This window comes from Streptomyces sp. AC555_RSS877, from assembly GCF_019049245.1.
In the GTDB taxonomy this organism is placed as follows: Bacteria; Actinomycetota; Actinomycetes; order Streptomycetales; family Streptomycetaceae; genus Streptomyces.
In genome coordinates, this window is the sequence record NZ_JAGMUK010000028.1 from 95,567 (window position 1) to 110,498 (window position 14,932).

General features: G+C 70.7%; 14 protein-coding genes and 1 riboswitch. Of the genes, 7 read left to right on the forward strand and 7 right to left on the reverse strand.

The window, feature by feature from the left end; translation table 11 throughout:
• Window positions 1–393 precede the first annotated feature (393 nt).
• A complete protein-coding gene (locus KUM49_RS13080) occupies window positions 394–669 on the reverse strand; it encodes a MoaD/ThiS family protein (protein WP_217236958.1) in 276 nt (91 codons plus the stop codon).
• 109 nt (window positions 670–778) lie between these two features.
• Window positions 779–2,062, reverse strand: a complete 1,284-nt coding sequence (thrC, locus tag KUM49_RS13085; protein ID WP_217236959.1) for a threonine synthase — start codon at window positions 2,060–2,062, stop codon at window positions 779–781.
• Window positions 2,063–2,079: 17 nt separating this feature from the next.
• Window positions 2,080–2,220, reverse strand: a riboswitch (SAM riboswitch).
• A gap of 188 nt (window positions 2,221–2,408) precedes the next feature.
• On the opposite strand from thrC, the gene KUM49_RS13090 reads away from it, so the two are divergent.
• Both KUM49_RS13090 and KUM49_RS13095 read left to right on the forward strand, forming a co-directional pair.
• On the forward strand, window positions 2,409–3,380 hold the full coding sequence (locus KUM49_RS13090) for a glucosyl-3-phosphoglycerate synthase (RefSeq protein ID WP_217236960.1): 972 nt from the start codon (window positions 2,409–2,411) through the stop codon (window positions 3,378–3,380).
• A 109-nt stretch (window positions 3,381–3,489) separates the two neighbouring features.
• Window positions 3,490–4,890 carry a trehalose-6-phosphate synthase gene (locus tag KUM49_RS13095; protein WP_217236961.1) on the forward strand — a complete coding sequence of 467 codons (1,401 nt, stop codon included), beginning with the start codon at window positions 3,490–3,492 and terminating at the stop codon, window positions 4,888–4,890.
• Here KUM49_RS13095 and otsB read toward each other — a convergent pair.
• The 3 genes from otsB to KUM49_RS13110 all read right to left on the reverse strand — a co-directional run bounded on the left by otsB (window position 4,887) and on the right by KUM49_RS13110 (window position 7,399).
• Complete coding sequence (otsB, locus tag KUM49_RS13100; protein WP_217236962.1) at window positions 4,887–5,762, reverse strand: trehalose-phosphatase; 876 nt, start codon at window positions 5,760–5,762, stop codon at window positions 4,887–4,889. The genes KUM49_RS13095 and otsB overlap by 4 nt on opposite strands.
• 65 nt (window positions 5,763–5,827) lie before the next feature.
• Complete coding sequence (locus KUM49_RS13105) at window positions 5,828–6,064, reverse strand: DUF3263 domain-containing protein (RefSeq protein WP_217236963.1); 237 nt, start codon at window positions 6,062–6,064, stop codon at window positions 5,828–5,830.
• Window positions 6,065–6,127: 63 nt separating this feature from the next.
• Complete coding sequence (locus KUM49_RS13110; RefSeq protein ID WP_217236964.1) at window positions 6,128–7,399, reverse strand: ABC transporter substrate-binding protein; 1,272 nt, start codon at window positions 7,397–7,399, stop codon at window positions 6,128–6,130.
• A gap of 116 nt (window positions 7,400–7,515) precedes the next feature.
• Here KUM49_RS13110 and KUM49_RS13115 point away from each other — a divergent pair, with 116 nt between their 5' ends.
• The 3 genes from KUM49_RS13115 (at window position 7,516) to KUM49_RS13125 (ending at window position 10,718) form a co-directional block, all read left to right on the forward strand.
• Complete coding sequence (locus KUM49_RS13115) at window positions 7,516–8,460, forward strand: ROK family protein (RefSeq protein ID WP_217236965.1); 945 nt, start codon at window positions 7,516–7,518, stop codon at window positions 8,458–8,460.
• Window positions 8,460–9,656 (forward strand): N-acetylglucosamine-6-phosphate deacetylase, encoded by a 1,197-nt coding sequence (gene nagA, locus KUM49_RS13120; RefSeq protein ID WP_217236966.1) that lies wholly within the window; start codon window positions 8,460–8,462, stop codon window positions 9,654–9,656. Before KUM49_RS13115 ends, nagA begins: the two co-directional genes overlap by 1 nt.
• Before the next feature lie 132 nt (window positions 9,657–9,788).
• On the forward strand, window positions 9,789–10,718 hold the full coding sequence (locus KUM49_RS13125) for a 1-phosphofructokinase family hexose kinase (protein WP_217236967.1): 930 nt from the start codon (window positions 9,789–9,791) through the stop codon (window positions 10,716–10,718).
• Window positions 10,719–10,722: 4 nt separating this feature from the next.
• Here the strand turns inward: KUM49_RS13125 and KUM49_RS13130 are convergent, their stop codons facing one another.
• Window positions 10,723–11,679, reverse strand: coding sequence for a CBM35 domain-containing protein (locus KUM49_RS13130; protein ID WP_217236968.1), 957 nt, complete (start codon window positions 11,677–11,679; stop codon window positions 10,723–10,725).
• Between the two features lie 120 nt (window positions 11,680–11,799).
• Window positions 11,800–13,452, reverse strand: coding sequence for a diguanylate cyclase CdgB (gene cdgB, locus KUM49_RS13135; protein WP_217236969.1), 1,653 nt, complete (start codon window positions 13,450–13,452; stop codon window positions 11,800–11,802).
• Window positions 13,453–13,816: 364 nt separating this feature from the next.
• On the opposite strand from cdgB, the gene KUM49_RS13140 reads away from it, so the two are divergent.
• A complete protein-coding gene (locus KUM49_RS13140; RefSeq protein ID WP_217236970.1) occupies window positions 13,817–14,401 on the forward strand; it encodes a flavin reductase family protein in 585 nt (194 codons plus the stop codon).
• Window positions 14,402–14,450: 49 nt separating this feature from the next.
• On the forward strand, window positions 14,451–14,924 hold the full coding sequence (locus KUM49_RS13145) for a GNAT family N-acetyltransferase (protein WP_217236971.1): 474 nt from the start codon (window positions 14,451–14,453) through the stop codon (window positions 14,922–14,924).
• The last annotated feature ends 8 nt before the right edge of the window (window positions 14,925–14,932 follow it).

Here is a 14,932-nt window from a genome sequence, read left to right on the forward strand (position 1 = left end):
CTTCGCGGATCCGGGTCAGACCTCACCCCCCACATGGTTGGGGGCGTGCGCCGGAACGCGTCGACCGCGGCCGAATGTATCTGTCCAACTGCCCTCTGCAACAGGTCAATCGGACGAGAATTCTGGACGCGCACGGTCCGGAATGTGGTGAGAATTCACCCGAATTCGGGGCAAGTCGGGCCCCACAAAAAGCACAAAAGCCGCGAAAGAAGCACACACTTTGGCTACTTCTTATCGGGTGCCAGGGGGAAATCAAGGGCTTCCGACCCGGAGATCGGCATCGCGTTCCCCAACTGTACCGCGCTCAACCACATTGAATTGCCCCCTCCGCTTCTCTCACGGAGGGGGCAATTCAACGAAACTCTCGGTAACCGGCGTTACCGACGGTAATAATCAGCCGCCGGCGACGGCCGGAATGATCGAGACACCGGCGCCGTCCGGGGTCGCGGTCTCCAGGCCCTGCTCGAAGCGGACGTCGTCGTCGTTGACGTACACATTGACGAACCGGCGCAGCTTGCCCTGGTCGTCGAGCACCCGGGCGGCGATACCCGTGTGGTTCTTCTCCAGGTCGCTGATGACCTCGGCGAGGGTGGCCCCCTCGGCGGCGACCTCGGCCTTGCCACCGGTGTAGGTGCGCAGGATGGTGGGGATGCGGACGGTAACGCTCACGGTTGAAACCTCCGGTCAGGGATACGGGCCTGGGGGCGCGGGACTGTATCGATATGCGGCTCCGCCGCGGGGCGCGACCAGCCCCACCGGCCTGCAGCTCGAAGACGGACTAGACGAGGCCTGCCTCGCGGAACGACTCCAGGTTCGGACGAATGGTCGCAGTCAGCCCCGTACCCGCCACCGCGTCCAACGTCTTGAGACCGTCCCCCGTGTTCAGCACGACCGTGGTCTTCGTCGGGTCGAGGAGACCGCTCTCGATCAGCTTGCGCGTCACACCCACGGTCACACCCCCGGCGGTCTCCGCGAAGATGCCCTCCGTGCGCGCGAGGAGCTTGATCGCATCCACGATCTGCTCATCGTTCACATCCTCCACCGCACCGCCCGTACGCCGCGCGATGTCGAGCACGTACGGCCCGTCCGCCGGGTTGCCGATGGCGAGCGACTTGGCGATGGTGTCCGGCTTCTGCGGGCGGACGACGTCGTGCCCGGCCTTGTAGGCGACGGACACCGGCGAGCAGCCCTCGGCCTGGGCACCGAAGATCTTGTACGGCTTGTCCTCGACGAGCCCGAGCTTGATCAGCTCCTGCAGGCCCTTGTCGATCTTCGTGAGCTGCGAGCCGGAGGCGATCGGGACGACCAGCTGGTCCGGGAGCTGCCAGCCGAGCTGCTCGCAGATCTCGTACGCGAGGGTCTTGGAGCCCTCGGCGTAGTACGGCCGCAGGTTGACGTTGACGAAGCCCCAGCCCTCGCCGGCCGGGTCGCCGATCAGCTCGGAGCAGAAGCGGTTCACGTCGTCGTAGTTGCCCTCGATGCCGACGAGCTCGCCGCCGTAGATGGCGGCCATGACGATCTTGCCCTGCTCCAGGTCGTGCGGGATGAACACGCAGGAGCGGAAGCCGGCGCGGGCGGCGGCGGCGCCGACGGCACCGGCCAGGTTGCCCGTGGAGGAGCAGGAGAGGGTGGTGAAGTGGAAGGCGCGGGCGGCCTCGATGGCCTGGGCGACGACGCGGTCCTTGAAGGAGTGCGTCGGGTTGCCGGAGTCGTCCTTGACGAAGAGCTTGCCGGCGTCGACACCCAGCTCGCGGCCGAGGTTGTCGGCCTGGACGAGCTTGGTCCAGCCGGGGTTGATGTTGGGCTTGTCCGCCACGTCGGCCGGGACGGGCAGCAGCGGCGCGTAGCGCCAGATGTTCGCGGGTCCCGCCTCGATCTGCTTGCGGAGTTCCTCCGTGTCGTACGCGGAGAAGTCGTAGGCGATCTCGAGCGGGCCGAAACACTCCTCGCAGGCGAAGACCGGGCCGAGGGGCACGCGGTGACCGCACTCGCGGCAGCTCAGCGCTGCGGCGGGGCCGAGGTCTACGGTGTTCGTGGTGCTTGCATCAGTCTGCACAGCCATGGAGGCGAGGCCCTTTCTCCTCATCTTCCTCACGACGCACTTCGCCGTGAGACGGATTTGGCACCTTCCCTAGTCGGGAGCCTCGCTGGTGACGAGAACCGACTGGAGGGTTGCCGGGGCTTCATCGGGCCGTATCCCTCTGCCCCTCTGGATGAGCGGTATGTAGTTGTTGATCGTTGAAACGGAACGCGGACCCCGACATGCGATGGTCATCAGCGTTGTTCAAGACTGTAACCGAAGGCCAGGACAGTTGAGATAGCCGTCCGAACCGCGAGATGGATCACATGTTCCCCCAAGAGAGCATGGATCACCCGCTCGCCGAGAGAACGCAGAGGAGCCGCGCACCGTGCTGAATGAGGTCGAGCGTTGGCTGAGCACTCGCTCCTGGTCGAAGACCGATCGCCCGCTCCACAAGATCCTGGCCGCGAAACGCGCCACGCGACAGTCGGTAAGTGTCGTACTGCCCGCGCTCAACGAGGAGGAGACGGTCGGTGACATCGTCGCCGTGATCCGTCACGACCTCATGCAACAGGTCCCGCTCGTCGACGAGATCGTCGTCGTCGACTCGGGATCGACCGACCGCACCTCCGAAGTGGCAGCCGCCGCGGGGGCCCGGGTCGTCCACCGCGACGACATACTCCCCCGCATTCCGATCGCCCCCGGCAAGGGCGAGGTGCTCTGGCGCTCGCTTCTGGCCACCAACGGCGACATCATCTGCTTCATCGACGCCGACCTGAAGGAGTTCTCCTCCGACTTCGTCTCCGGGATCGTGGGGCCGCTGCTCACCGAACCCGGGGTCCAGCTGGTCAAGGGGATGTACGACCGTCCCCTCGGCACTGAGTTGGATTCGCCCGCCTCCGGCAGGACGGCCGGACAGGGCGGCCGGGTCACCGAACTGATGGCCCGCCCGCTGCTGAACATGCACTGGCCGCAGCTGGCCGGTTTCGTCCAGCCGCTCGGCGGCGAGTACGCGGCCCGCCGCTCGCTCCTGGAACAGCTCCCGTTCCCGGTGGGCTACGGCGTGGAGCTGGGCATGCTGATCGACTCCCTGCACCTGGTGGGCCTCGACGCACTGGCCCAGGTCGACGTGGGGGTGCGCAAGCACCGCCACCAGGACGGCCAGGCGCTGGGCCGGATGTCCGCCGCGATCTACCGCACGGCCCAGCTGCGGCTGGCCCGCGGGCACCTCGTCCGGCCCTCCCTCACCCAGTTCGAACGGGGTGAGGACGGCTTCGAGCCGCGTACCTACTCCGTGGACACGGAGGAGCGGCCGCCGATGGTGGAGATCGCGGAGTACGCGCATCGAAAGGTCGCCTGACCGGGCGTGTCCCGGCCTCCGAGGGCCGTACAGGCCGTGCAGGGCTGTTTACGGCCCTCGGAGCCGCCCGAACGTTTGAGTGTTTCCGGGCCAGGCTAAGTTGAGGCGTATGGCTTCCACGCACCATGCTGAGGTACTTGTCGCGTCCAACCGCGGCCCGGTTTCGTACGAGGTACGCCCGGACGGTGCGGATGGCTCGCTCCACGCCAAGAGGGGTGGCGGCGGGCTTGTCTCGGGTCTGTCCGCCATCGGACCCGACGCGGGCGCCCTGTGGGTCTGCTCGGCGCTGAGCGACGGCGACCGCGAGGCCGTGCGGCGCGGCGTCGGCGAGCCGGGCGTCCACATGCTCGACATCCCCGCCGACGTGCACGCCGACGCGTACAACGGCATCGCCAACTCCGTGCTGTGGTTCGTCCACCACATGCTGTACCAGACCCCGCTGGAGCCGGTCTTCGACGCGGAGTTCCGGCGGCAGTGGGCGTCCTACGAGACGTACAACCGCGCGTTCGCCGAGGCGCTGGCCGAGGACGCCGCCCAGGGGGCCGCGGTCGTCGTACAGGACTACCACCTCACCCTGGTCCCGGGCATGCTCCGCGAGCTGCGCCCGGACCTGCGGATCGGCCACTTCTCCCACACGCCGTGGGCGCCGCCGGAGTACTTCCGGATGCTGCCTGACGACATCGCCGGGCAGATCCTGCGCGGCATGCTCGGCGCGGACCGGCTCGGCTTCCTCACCCGCCGCTGGGCGGACGCCTTCACCGCCTGCTGTACGGAGTTCGCCGGGGGCCTCGGGGACACCCGGATCGGCGTGCACGGACTGGGCGCGGACGCGGACTTCCTGCGCGAGCGGTCGCACGAGGCGGACGTCGAGGAGCGGATGGTGGCCCTGCGGGCGGAGATCGGCGAGGGCCGCCGCGCCATCGTCCGCGTCGACCGCACCGAGCTGTCCAAGAACATCGTGCGCGGCCTGCTCGCCTACCGGCAGCTGCTCGTCGACCACCCCGAGTGGCGTGAGCGGGTGGTGCACGTGGCGTTCGCGTACCCGTCCCGCCAGGACCTCGCCGTGTACCGGGAGTACATGGCGCAGGTGCAGCGGCTGGCGGACGAGATCAACGCGGAGTACGGCACGCCGGGCTGGACCCCGGTCCTGCTGCACCTGAAGGACGACTTCGCGCGCTCCCTGGCCGCGTACCGTCTCGCCGACGTGGCCCTCGTCAACCCCATCCGGGACGGCATGAACCTCGTCGCCAAGGAGGTGCCGCTGGTCTCCGACGAGGGATGCGTGCTGGTGCTGTCCCGGGAGGCGGGGGCCTTCGAGGAGCTGGGCGAGGACGCGATCGCCGTCAATCCGTACGACGTGGTCGGCACGGCGGACGCGCTGCACCGGGCGCTGACCATGCCGACGGGCGAACGCGCGGAGCGGACGAAGCGGCTGACCGCGGCGGCGACCGCCCTGCCGCCGGCGCGATGGTTCCTGGACCAGTTGGACGCGCTGCGCCGCCTGGGCTAGGACCTGCCGATCCGCTCGGCGAGAGCCCTCAGTACTCCTACGACCCCTTCCGGGCCGTCGACGACCACGTCCGCCCGCTCCCGCAGCTCGGTGACCTCGTCGCTGCCGCTGCAGACCAGCAGGCCGGGTGTGCCGTCGGAGCGGAGTTCGTCGACGGCGGCGAAGGCGGGGAGGTCGCCGAGGTCGTCGCCGGCGTAGAGGACCGACGTGGCGTCGATCTCCCGGACGTACTCCCGGAGGGCGACGCCCTTGTCCATGCCCGGCGGGCGGAGTTCGAGGACGAGTCGGCCGGGCTCGACGATCAGTCCGTGGCGGGCGGCCAGCTCGGTGAGAGGGATGCGCAGGGCCTCGAAGGCGGCCTGCGGATCGGCGGCCCTGCGGGTGTGTACGGCGACCGCGCGCCCCTTCTCCTCGACCCACGCCCCCTCCCGGACACCGGCCTCGCCGAGCACGCCCGGCAGCTCCGCCCGGACGGCGGCGACACCGGGGTGCGGGGCGGGTGCGCTGACCGTCCCGGTACGGGCGTCCCAGCGCTCGGCGCCGTAGTGCCCGAGGACGACGAGGTGTTCGAGACCGGGCACCCCGGCGAAGCCGCCGTGCCGAACGGCCACCGCGGCCGGACGCCCGGTGACCACGGCGACGGCGGCGACCTTCGGAGCGAGCGCGGCCAGCACCCGCACCGCCTCCGGATGCGCCCGGGCCTGCTCCGGATCCGCCACGATCGGCGCGAGCGTCCCGTCGAAGTCGAGCGCGATCACCGCGCGCCCCGGGTGGGCGAGCAGGGCCTCGAGCCCACCCCGCCCTGCCGAGGTCGCCGGCGTCGGCAGCGGGTCAGTGACGTTCGGTTCCATGGATTCCGCGTGGCTGCCCATGCCTCGACCCTATCCACGAAGGGCCCCGCGCTCCCGACACCCCTCGGCCTCCAGGAGGCGAAGCCCTACCGCTCGCCCCGTCGCGCTTCCCGTACCCGGCGCAGGCGGTTGACCGTCACCGGGTCGAAGGCCAGCGCCCGCTCGTCGTCCAGCAGCGCGTTCAGCAGCTGGTAGTAGCGCACCGGCGCCAGCCCCAGCTCCTCGCGTATCGCCCGCTCCTTCACGCCGGGTCCGCTGAAGCCCCGTCGTTCCAGCGCGAGGATCTCCCGCTCCCGGCGGTCCAGCCGCTGCTCCTCGTCCATGCCCGCACGCTAGCCGCCGGCACTGACAGTGGCCCACCGCGAGCAGCCGGCACCGGCAGTGGCCTACCGCGCGGCCTGCGCCTGGGCGGCCGTCGTCTGCAGGCGGCTCAGCACGGCGGCCGGGCTCCCGCCCGACGCGACGGCCTGCCCGATGCCCTTCTTCACGGCCGCGCTGACCCGTGCCCAGGACGTCTCCCCCACCGGATACGTCTCGGACAGCGGCAGCTCGTCGAGGAACGGCTTGAGGTCGGCGTCCTGCTTCGCCGCGCTCATGACCTCGGACGCGGAGTTGGTGACCGGGAGCAGGTCGTACTCCCGGGAGAAGGCGAGGACGTTCTTCTCGCTGTAGACGAAGTCGAGGAAGTCGCCGATCTGCTCGGCGTGCCCGTTCTTCTTGAAGGCGGTCATCCAGTCGGCGACCCCCATGGAGATCTTGTTCTGGCCGTCCTCGCCGGGCATCGGCACCATGCCGAACTTCACACCCTTCCTCTCGGCCATCTTCATCAGCGAGGGGTGCCCGTTGAGCATGCCGACGTCCCCGTTCGCGAACGCGGCGAAGGCGTCGGCCCGGTTGAGCCTGCCGGGGGCGACCGGCCCGGTCAGCCCCTTGCCGACGAGGTCGTCCTTGAGCCAGGTGAAGGTGTCGACGTTCTCCGAGGAGTCGATGCTGTACGTGCCGAGCGTGTCGGTGTATCCGCCACCGCCGCCGAGCAGCCACTGCATGGTCTCGGCCTGCGCCTCCTCCGGCCCGAGGGGCAGCGCGTACGGGTACTTCACGCCCTCCGCCTTGAGCGCCTCGGCGTCCGCGGCGAGTTCGTCCCAGGTCGTCGGCGGGGTGAGGCCGGCCTCGGTGAAGAGGGTCTTGTTGTAGAAGAGCAGCCTCGTGGAGGCGGCGAACGGCAGGCCGTACTGGACGCCGTTGACCTCGCCCGCGTTGGACAGCTGCGAGATCCAGTCGGCCTGGACGGGGATGGAGACGAGGTCGTCGGCCTTGTAGAGCTGGTCCGCGTCCGCGTAGTCGGCGTACGCGCCGATCTGCGCCATGTCGGGCGCCTTGCCGGCGTCGACCAGTTCCTTGACCTCGCGGTCGACGTCGTTCCAGGAGTGGACGCTCACGTCGACGTGCACGCCGTCGTGCTTCGACTCGTACTCCTTGACCAGGGCGTCCCAGTACTTCCGGGAGCTGTTGGCCGTGCTGTCGCCGTAGTCGGCGGCGACCAGCCTCAGCGTCACCTCGCCGGACTCGCCGGTGAGGCCGCAGCCGCCCAGGACCGCCGTCAGGCCCAGTGCGGACACCGCCGCGATCGTTCCCGCCCTACCCCGCTGCACTGCCATCGCTCCAACATTGTTGATCATCGAAACTCTCGAAAAGTCATACATATTATTTCCCTAAGGTCTACACCACGTGAGTGGACTAGACCTCTTGAGGGTCCACGGGTCAAACTGTCCCCGTGAGACACGTCATCGCCCTCGATGTGGGCGGCACCGGGATGAAGGCCGCCCTGGCAGGGGCGAACGGCGAGCTGCTGCACCTGGCCCGGCGCGCCACCGGGCGCGAACGCGGGCCGGACGCGGTGGTCGAGGGCATCCTCGGCTTCGCCGCCGAGCTGCGCGCGTACGGCATCGAGCGCTTCGGCGAGCCCGCGGCCGCCGCCGGCGTCGCCGTCCCCGGCATCGTCGACGAGGAGCGGGGCGTCGCCGCCTACGCGGCCAACCTGGGCTGGCGCGACGTACCCCTGCGCGCACTGCTCGGCGAGCGACTGGGCGGAGTCCCGGTCGCCCTCGGCCACGACGTCCGCACCGGCGGCCTCGCGGAGGGCCGGATCGGCGCGGGCAAGGGGGCCGACCGCTTCCTGTTCGTTCCCCTCGGCACCGGCATCGCGGGCGCCATCGGCATCGGCGGCCGGGTGGAGTCGGGTGCCCACGGCTTCGCGGGCGAGATCGGTCACATCGTCGTACGGCCCGGAGGGGCGCTCTGTCCGTGCGGGCAGCGCGGCTGTCTGGAGCGGTACGCGTCCGCGGCGGCGGTGAGCCAGGCGTGGGCGGCGGCGACCGGGGACGCCGGGGCGGACGCGGCCGACTGCGCGAAGGCCGTCGCGTCCGGCGATCCGAAGGCCGTACGCGTGTGGCGGGATGCCGTCGACGCCCTGGCCGACGGACTGGTCACCGCGCTCACCCTGCTGGACCCGCGCACGCTCATCATCGGTGGCGGGCTCGCCGAGGCGGGGGAAACCTTGTTCACACCGCTGCGGGAGGCCGTGCGGCGGCGGGTCACCTTCCAGAAACTGCCGTCGATCGTCCCCGCGGCCCTGGGGGACACGGCTGGATGCCTCGGTGCCGGGCTGCTGGCCTGGGACCTCCTCGAACCGACCGACCGCACGGAGGTAGCAACCTGATGGCAACCCCCTCAGGGGCGCGGGGAACTGCGCGACCAGCCACACCGCACCGGCACCCGCGGGTACTCGCCGGCGCCCGCGTGGTACTGCCCACCGGCACGGTGCCCGACGGCCGCGTCACCGTCGCCGGCACCCGCATCGCCGCCGACGCCCCGCCGGGAGCCGCCCAGGTGATCGACGTGAGCGGTCACTGGCTCGTGCCCGGATTCGTCGACCTCCACAACCACGGCGGCGGCGGAGCCTCGTTCACCTCCGGGACGGTCGACGAGGTCCTTCAGGGCATCCACACCCACCGCCTGCACGGCACCACGACGCTCGTCGCCTCCACGGTCACCGGCGACATGGACTTCCTCGCCCAGCGGGCCGGACTGCTGTCCGAGCTGGCCGAACAGGGGGAGATCGCCGGGATCCACTTCGAGGGGCCGTTCATCTCGCCGTGCCGCAAGGGCGCGCACTCCGAGGAGCTGCTGCGCGACCCCGACCCGGCGGAGGTCCGCAAGCTGATCGACGCGGCGCGGGGCACGGCGAAGATGGTGACCCTCGCCACCGAGCTGCCCGGCGGCATCGACTCCGTACGGCTGCTCGCGGAGCACGGCGTGATCGCGGCGATCGGGCACACGGACGCGACGTACGAGCAGACGGTGGAGGCCATCGAGGCGGGCGCCACGGTCGCCACCCACCTCTTCAACGCGATGCCGGCCCTCGGCCACCGCGCCCCTGGCCCGATCGCCGCCCTGCTGGAGGACGAGCGGATCACCGTCGAGCTCATCAACGACGGGACGCACCTGCACCCGGCCTCCCTCCAGCTCGCGTTCCGTCACGCGGGCGCGGACCGGGTGGCGTTCATCACGGACGCGATGGACGCGGCCGGCTTCGGCGACGGGCGCTACATGCTCGGCCCGCTGGAGGTGGAGGTGGCCGCAGGCGTGGCCCGGCTGGTGGAGGGCGGCTCGATCGCGGGCTCCACCCTCACCCAGGACCGCGCGTTCAAGCGGGCGGTGACGGTCGACGGGCTGTCCGTCGAGGACGCGGTCGCCGCCCTCTCGGCCAACCCGGCCCGCCTGCTCGGCCTGGACGACACCATCGGCTCCCTGGAGCCCGGCAAGGACGCCGACCTGGTCCTCCTGGACGCCGACTTCGAGCTCAGGGGCGTGATGCGCCGGGGTGAATGGGTGGTCGATCCCCAACTGGGGTGATCTGTCCGCCTGTTGTGGGCGGCGGTTGTCCTGTCAAACTGGGAGGACCGTCGTCCGTTTGGCCTGACCGGCCCTTCGGGCAGACGGACGGCAAGCGCGTTCTGCGTTGTTCCTCGGGGAAGGTCGAGCCAGGTGATCCTCACGGTCACGCCGAACACCGCTCTCGACATCACCTATCGCGTGGGGTCCCTGCGCCCGCACACCTCCCACCGGATCACGGACCTGACCGAACGGCCGGGCGGCAAGGGTGTGAACGTGGCCCGGGTCCTCGCGGCCCTCGGCCACGAGGTGACGGTCACGGGCTTCGTCGGCGGCGCGACGGGACAGGTCGTCCAGGACGGCCTCACCGCGGTGCCGGGCCTGACGGACGCCCTCGTCCCGGTCGCCGGCGCCACCCGCCGCACGATCGCCGTCGTGGACGAGGCGACCGGCGACACGACCCAGCTCAACGAGCCCGGGCCGACGGTCACGCCCGCCGAGTGGTCCGCCTTCCAGGAGGCGTACGAGGAGCTGATCCTGTCCGCGTCCGCGGTCGCTCTGTGCGGGAGCCTGCCGCCGGGGGTGCCGGTCGGGGCGTACGCGGGGCTCGTCCGGACCGCGAAGGCGGCCGGTGTCCCCGTCCTCCTCGACACCAGCGGGGAGGCACTGCGGCGCGGGGTGGCCGCCCGCCCCGACATCGTGAAGCCGAACGCCGACGAGCTGGCCGAGCTGACCGGCTCCCACGAGCCGTCGCGTGCCACGCAGGACGCCCGCCGTCGCGGTGCCCGATCCGTGGTCGCCTCCCTGGGCCCCGCGGGCCTGCTCGCCGTCACCCCGGAGGGACGCTGGCGGGCCGCCCCGCCCGCCCGCGTCCACGGCAATCCGACCGGCGCCGGCGACTCGGCGGTCGCGGGCCTGCTGTCGGGCCTGGTCGGACGACTCCCCTGGCCGGACCGGCTGGCCCGCGCGGTCGCCCTGTCGGCGGCGACGGTGCTGGCGCCGGTGGCGGGGGAGTTCGACCGGGAGGCCTATGAGGAGCTGGTGGGGCGGGTGACGGTGACGGGGGAGGTCGGCGCGGCGTGACCGGCTACGACTTGACCCAGCCCTTCACCAGCCACATCTGGTCGAGGAGGGCGTCGCACTGGTTCCCCTGCTCGCAGGAGACCTTGATCGTGTTGGTGCCCTTGTTGAGCTGGATGTAGTTGTACGTCTGCGTCCAGCCCTTCGCGTAGTCGCCCTCGGCGGCGTTCGCCCAGTTCTTCAGGTCGACCGGCGTGTTGGAGGCCGTCCCGTTGACCGTGAGGGTGGCGTTCTGGTCCTTGCCGGGGACGCTGTAGCCGACGTACACGCTGTACTTGCCGCTCTTGGGGATGTTGTTGACGGTCCAGGTGACCGAGGAGCCGACCTGGTTGAAGCCGGTGATGTAGACACCGCCGTCGGCCTTGGCGCCCTTGACGTCGGAGGCGGTGGCGGCGGTTCCGCCCAGGGCCAGCGCCTTCGCGTCGATCGTCGGCAGGTCGTCCTCGCTCGCCGCGCTGTTGCTGTTCGACGGGCTCGGCTCCGCGCTCTGCGAAACCGTCGGCGTCGCGGACGCCTCGTTCCCGCTCGCGTCGTCGTTGCCGTCACCGACCGTCATCGCCACCGCGATGCCGATGACGACCGCGGCGACGACCGCGATCGCGCCGATCAGCAGCCCCTTGGTGTTGGGGCCGCGCCGGCCGCCGCCGCCACCGCCGTAGGACGGCTGCGGCTGGTGGGTGGTGGGAGCGCTGCCCGGGAAGGTCTCGGGCGCCGCGTAGTGGGCGCTCGCCTGGCCCTGGGCACCCTGCTGCGGGACCTGGCCGTAGGGCGCGGTCGCGGCGGCCGGAGCCTGCTGGCCGTACTGTCGCTGGCCGACCGCACGCACCCGGTTGACGGAGCCCGGATAGCCGTAACCGCCGGCACCAGAGGGCGGCTGGGCGCCGTTGGCCTGCCCGTCGGCGTAGAGATAGCCGAACGGGTCGTCGTCCTCGGGCGTGCTCGCGCCGTTGTTGCCGGCCGTCATCCCTTGGTCTCCTCAACAGGTGCGGTGCGGATGCGATTGGTGTGGTGAGAAGGGCGAGCCTACCCGCTCCTGATGGCCCAAACGGGTGACTCGGATCGCATCAGTTCGCTGACCTGGGGATCATCCCGCGCGTCTGTGTTGTTTGGGACGCGATCGTTTCTCGACGTACATCCGCTCGTCGGCCGACTTCAACACCTCGTCCGCCGTCATCCCGCAATGGGCCCAGCCGATGCCGAAGCTGGCGCCGACCCGCATGGCCCGTCCGTCGACCCGGATGGGCTGGATGATCTCGTTGCGCAGGCGTACGGCGAGGTCCTGGGCGTCGGCCCGGCCGAGCCCGTCGGCCAGCACGACGAACTCGTCGCCGCCGAGGCGGGCCACGGTGTCGCCGTCGCGGACGGCCCGGGACAGGCGCCGGGCGACCTCGATGAGGACCGCGTCACCGGAGTTGTGCCCGAACCGGTCGTTGATCGACTTGAAGCCGTCGAGGTCGCAGAAGAGGACCGCGAGCCCCTTGGTGCCGTCGTCATGTTCACCCTCAGGGGCGACGGTGTGCACGTGGTGGTCGTAGTTGTCGTACGCCTCGGTACCCGGCCGGAAGTCGAAGCCGTGGCCGCCCGTGTCGAAGACGGGGTGGCTGTACGCGGCGTCCACCGGCTCCAGGGCGCTCGCGTGGTCGGCGCGCCGGCACAGGCGGGAGGCGAGCCGGGAGCGCAGCTCGGCGGAGTTCGGCAGGCCGGTGAGCGCGTCGTGCGAGGCGCGGTGGGCGAGCTGCAGTTCGCGGCGCTTGCGCTCCTCGATGTCCTCGACGTGCGTGAGGAGGAAGCGGGGGCCGTCGGCCGCGTCGGCGACGACGGAGTTGCGCAGGTGGACCCAGATGTACGTGCCGTCGCGGCGGCCGAGCCGGAGTTCCGCGCGGCCGCCCTCGGCGGAGGTGCGGAGCAGGGTGCCTATGTCCTCGGGGTGGACGAGGTCGGAGAAGGAGTAGCGGCGCATCGCGGAGGCGGGGCGGCCCAGCAGCCGGCACAGGGCGTCGTTGGTGCGCAGGATCCGGCCGTGCTGGTCGCCGCCCATCTCGGCGATGGCCATGCCGGAGGGGGCGTACTCGAAGGCCTGCCGGAAGCTTTCCTCGCTGGCGCGCAGGGCCTGCTGCTCCCTTTCGAGCCTGACCAGTGCACGCTGCATGTTGGCACGTAGACGCGCGTTGCTGATCGCGATGGCGGCCTGGAAGGCATACATCTGGAGCGCTTCGCGCCCCCATGCGCCCGGACGGCGGCCGTTGCGCGGCCGGTCCACGGACAGCACGCCGATCAGCTCACCGCTCACGCCGCCGGGCGGGCCGGGCGTGAACATGGGAGCGAAGAGCCGGTCGGAGGGGTGCCACTCGTCCTCGAAGCGGGGCGCGGGCCCGTCGGTGTACCACTGCGGGACGTCGTCGTCGTCGAGGACCCAGCCCTCGGTGTGCGGTATGAAGACCAGGTCGCCCCAGTGTTCACCCATGGCCAGCCGGCGCTCCCAGGAGTCCCGGGAACCGACGCGTCCGGTGATCAGCGCCTCGGCGGCCGCGTTGCCCGCGAAGGCGGCGACGACGAGGTCACCGTCGGGGCGTACGAGGTTCACGCACGCCAGCTCGTACCCGAGGGCCTGGACCACGCCGTCGGCCACGGTCTGCAGTGTGTCGGCGAGGCTGCGGGCCGTGTTCATGTCGGCCATGACCTGGTGCAGCTGCCGCAGGGACGCAAGGCGGACGTAGGGCTCCGACTCGCTCTCCATGCTCGCCCTCCCCCCCCGAGACCTCGCAGCGAATCAAGGGTTCTCATCGGCGTATCGTCCTGGCAGCTTCCCTGCCACTGAATCACAGCGCGCTGCCCACTCGGTACACAGGGTCAACAATTAGTCTCTCTTGTGACTCAAGTCACAGCGAAAGATGAGCAATTGAGTGGGGTTTCTGCATTTTCCCTGTGCGTTTACTGAACGCAAAGTTCTTGTGAATGTGATGACCGTGGGGAAGACCGCGAACGGAACACCACGAACGGAACACAGAGAGTACACACGGAAACTCGTCCGCGAGTCCTAGGACCGGTCTCGGCCGGAGGCCCGATGCGGCGCGCACGGACCGACGGCTAGCGTTCCGAGCGTGCCGAACACTCTCCCCGCCCCGCCCGCCACCCTCGCCGCTCCCGCCGCCGGGCATGCTGTGGGGGTGAGCAACGACGAGTTCCGAGCAGCCCTGTCCCGGCTGGCCGCCGGCGTGGTCCTGGTGACCGCGCGGGAGGCGTCGCTCGACGCGGACGACCCGCAGGCGCCGACCGGCGAGGACGTCGGCATGACCGCGACGGCCTTCATGTCGGTCTCCCTCGACCCGCCCCTGGTGCTGGTCAGCCTGCGCGAGGGCTCCCGCATGGACGACCTGCTCGACGAGCAGCCCCTGTGGGCGGTGTCGGTGCTCTCCGAGAGCCAGCGGCACATCGCCGGCCGCTTCGCCATGAAGAACCGCATCAGCGACCGTCTCCTCTTCGAGGACATCCCGTACGTCCGCGGCGAGGCGTCCGGCGCTCCCCTGGTGGGCGGCGCCCTGGCCACGCTGGAGTGCCGCACGGAACAGCGCGTGCCGGCCGGCGACCACGTCCTGGTGATCGGCCGGGTCCTGACGGCGGCCGTACCGAGCGCGGACGGCGGCCCGCTGACGTATTTCCGGGGCCGGTACCGGCAGTTGGGCTGAGCCGGGAATTCGATCGCCTCCCCCCGGCCCGCCTGCCTAGGGTGCGCGCATGACGACGACTCCCGCACCGCGCCTCGTGGAGATCACACCCCACAACTTCGAGGCCGCCACCGGCATAAAGGTCCGCCCTGAACAGGAATTCGCGGTCTCCCCGGTGATGCAGTCCCTCGCCGAGGCGTACGTCCACCCCGCCGGCGTCGCCTGGCCCCGCCTGATCGTCGACGGCGACCGCCCCGTCGGCTTCCTGATGGCCTTCTTCGGCATCGACTGGAAGGAGGACGGCACCCTCTTCCGCTCCGGCCTGTGGCGGCTGAACATCGCCGCCGGCGAACAGGGCCGGGGCTACGGCCGGTTCGCCGTGGAGTCGGTGGCGGCCGAGATCCGCCGCAGGGGCGGCAAGGAGATGTACGTCACCTGGCACACCGGTCCCCACTCCCCCGAGAACTTCTATCCGAAGCTCGGCTTCCGTACCGACGGGGAGACGAGCGAGGGGGAGATCGTCGGGGTGCTGGACCTGTCGTAGCGACGCCC

Bases quoted from the DNA above. Each gene is read 5' to 3' on its own strand.
- thrC (WP_217236959.1), bottom strand. From the start codon at position 2,062: ATGGCTGTGCAGACTGATGCAAGCACCACGAACACCGTAGACCTCGGC.
- KUM49_RS13095 (WP_217236961.1), top strand. From the start codon at position 3,490: ATGGCTTCCACGCACCATGCTGAGGTACTTGTCGCGTCCAACCGCGGC.
- otsB (WP_217236962.1), bottom strand. From the start codon at position 5,762: ATGGGCAGCCACGCGGAATCCATGGAACCGAACGTCACTGACCCGCTG.
- KUM49_RS13105 (WP_217236963.1), bottom strand. From the start codon at position 6,064: ATGGACGAGGAGCAGCGGCTGGACCGCCGGGAGCGGGAGATCCTCGCG.
- KUM49_RS13110 (WP_217236964.1), bottom strand. From the start codon at position 7,399: ATGGCAGTGCAGCGGGGTAGGGCGGGAACGATCGCGGCGGTGTCCGCA.
- nagA (WP_217236966.1), top strand. From the start codon at position 8,460: ATGGCAACCCCCTCAGGGGCGCGGGGAACTGCGCGACCAGCCACACCG.
- KUM49_RS13130 (WP_217236968.1), bottom strand. From the start codon at position 11,679: ATGACGGCCGGCAACAACGGCGCGAGCACGCCCGAGGACGACGACCCG.
- cdgB (WP_217236969.1), bottom strand. From the start codon at position 13,452: ATGGAGAGCGAGTCGGAGCCCTACGTCCGCCTTGCGTCCCTGCGGCAG.
- KUM49_RS13145 (WP_217236971.1), top strand. From the start codon at position 14,451: ATGACGACGACTCCCGCACCGCGCCTCGTGGAGATCACACCCCACAAC.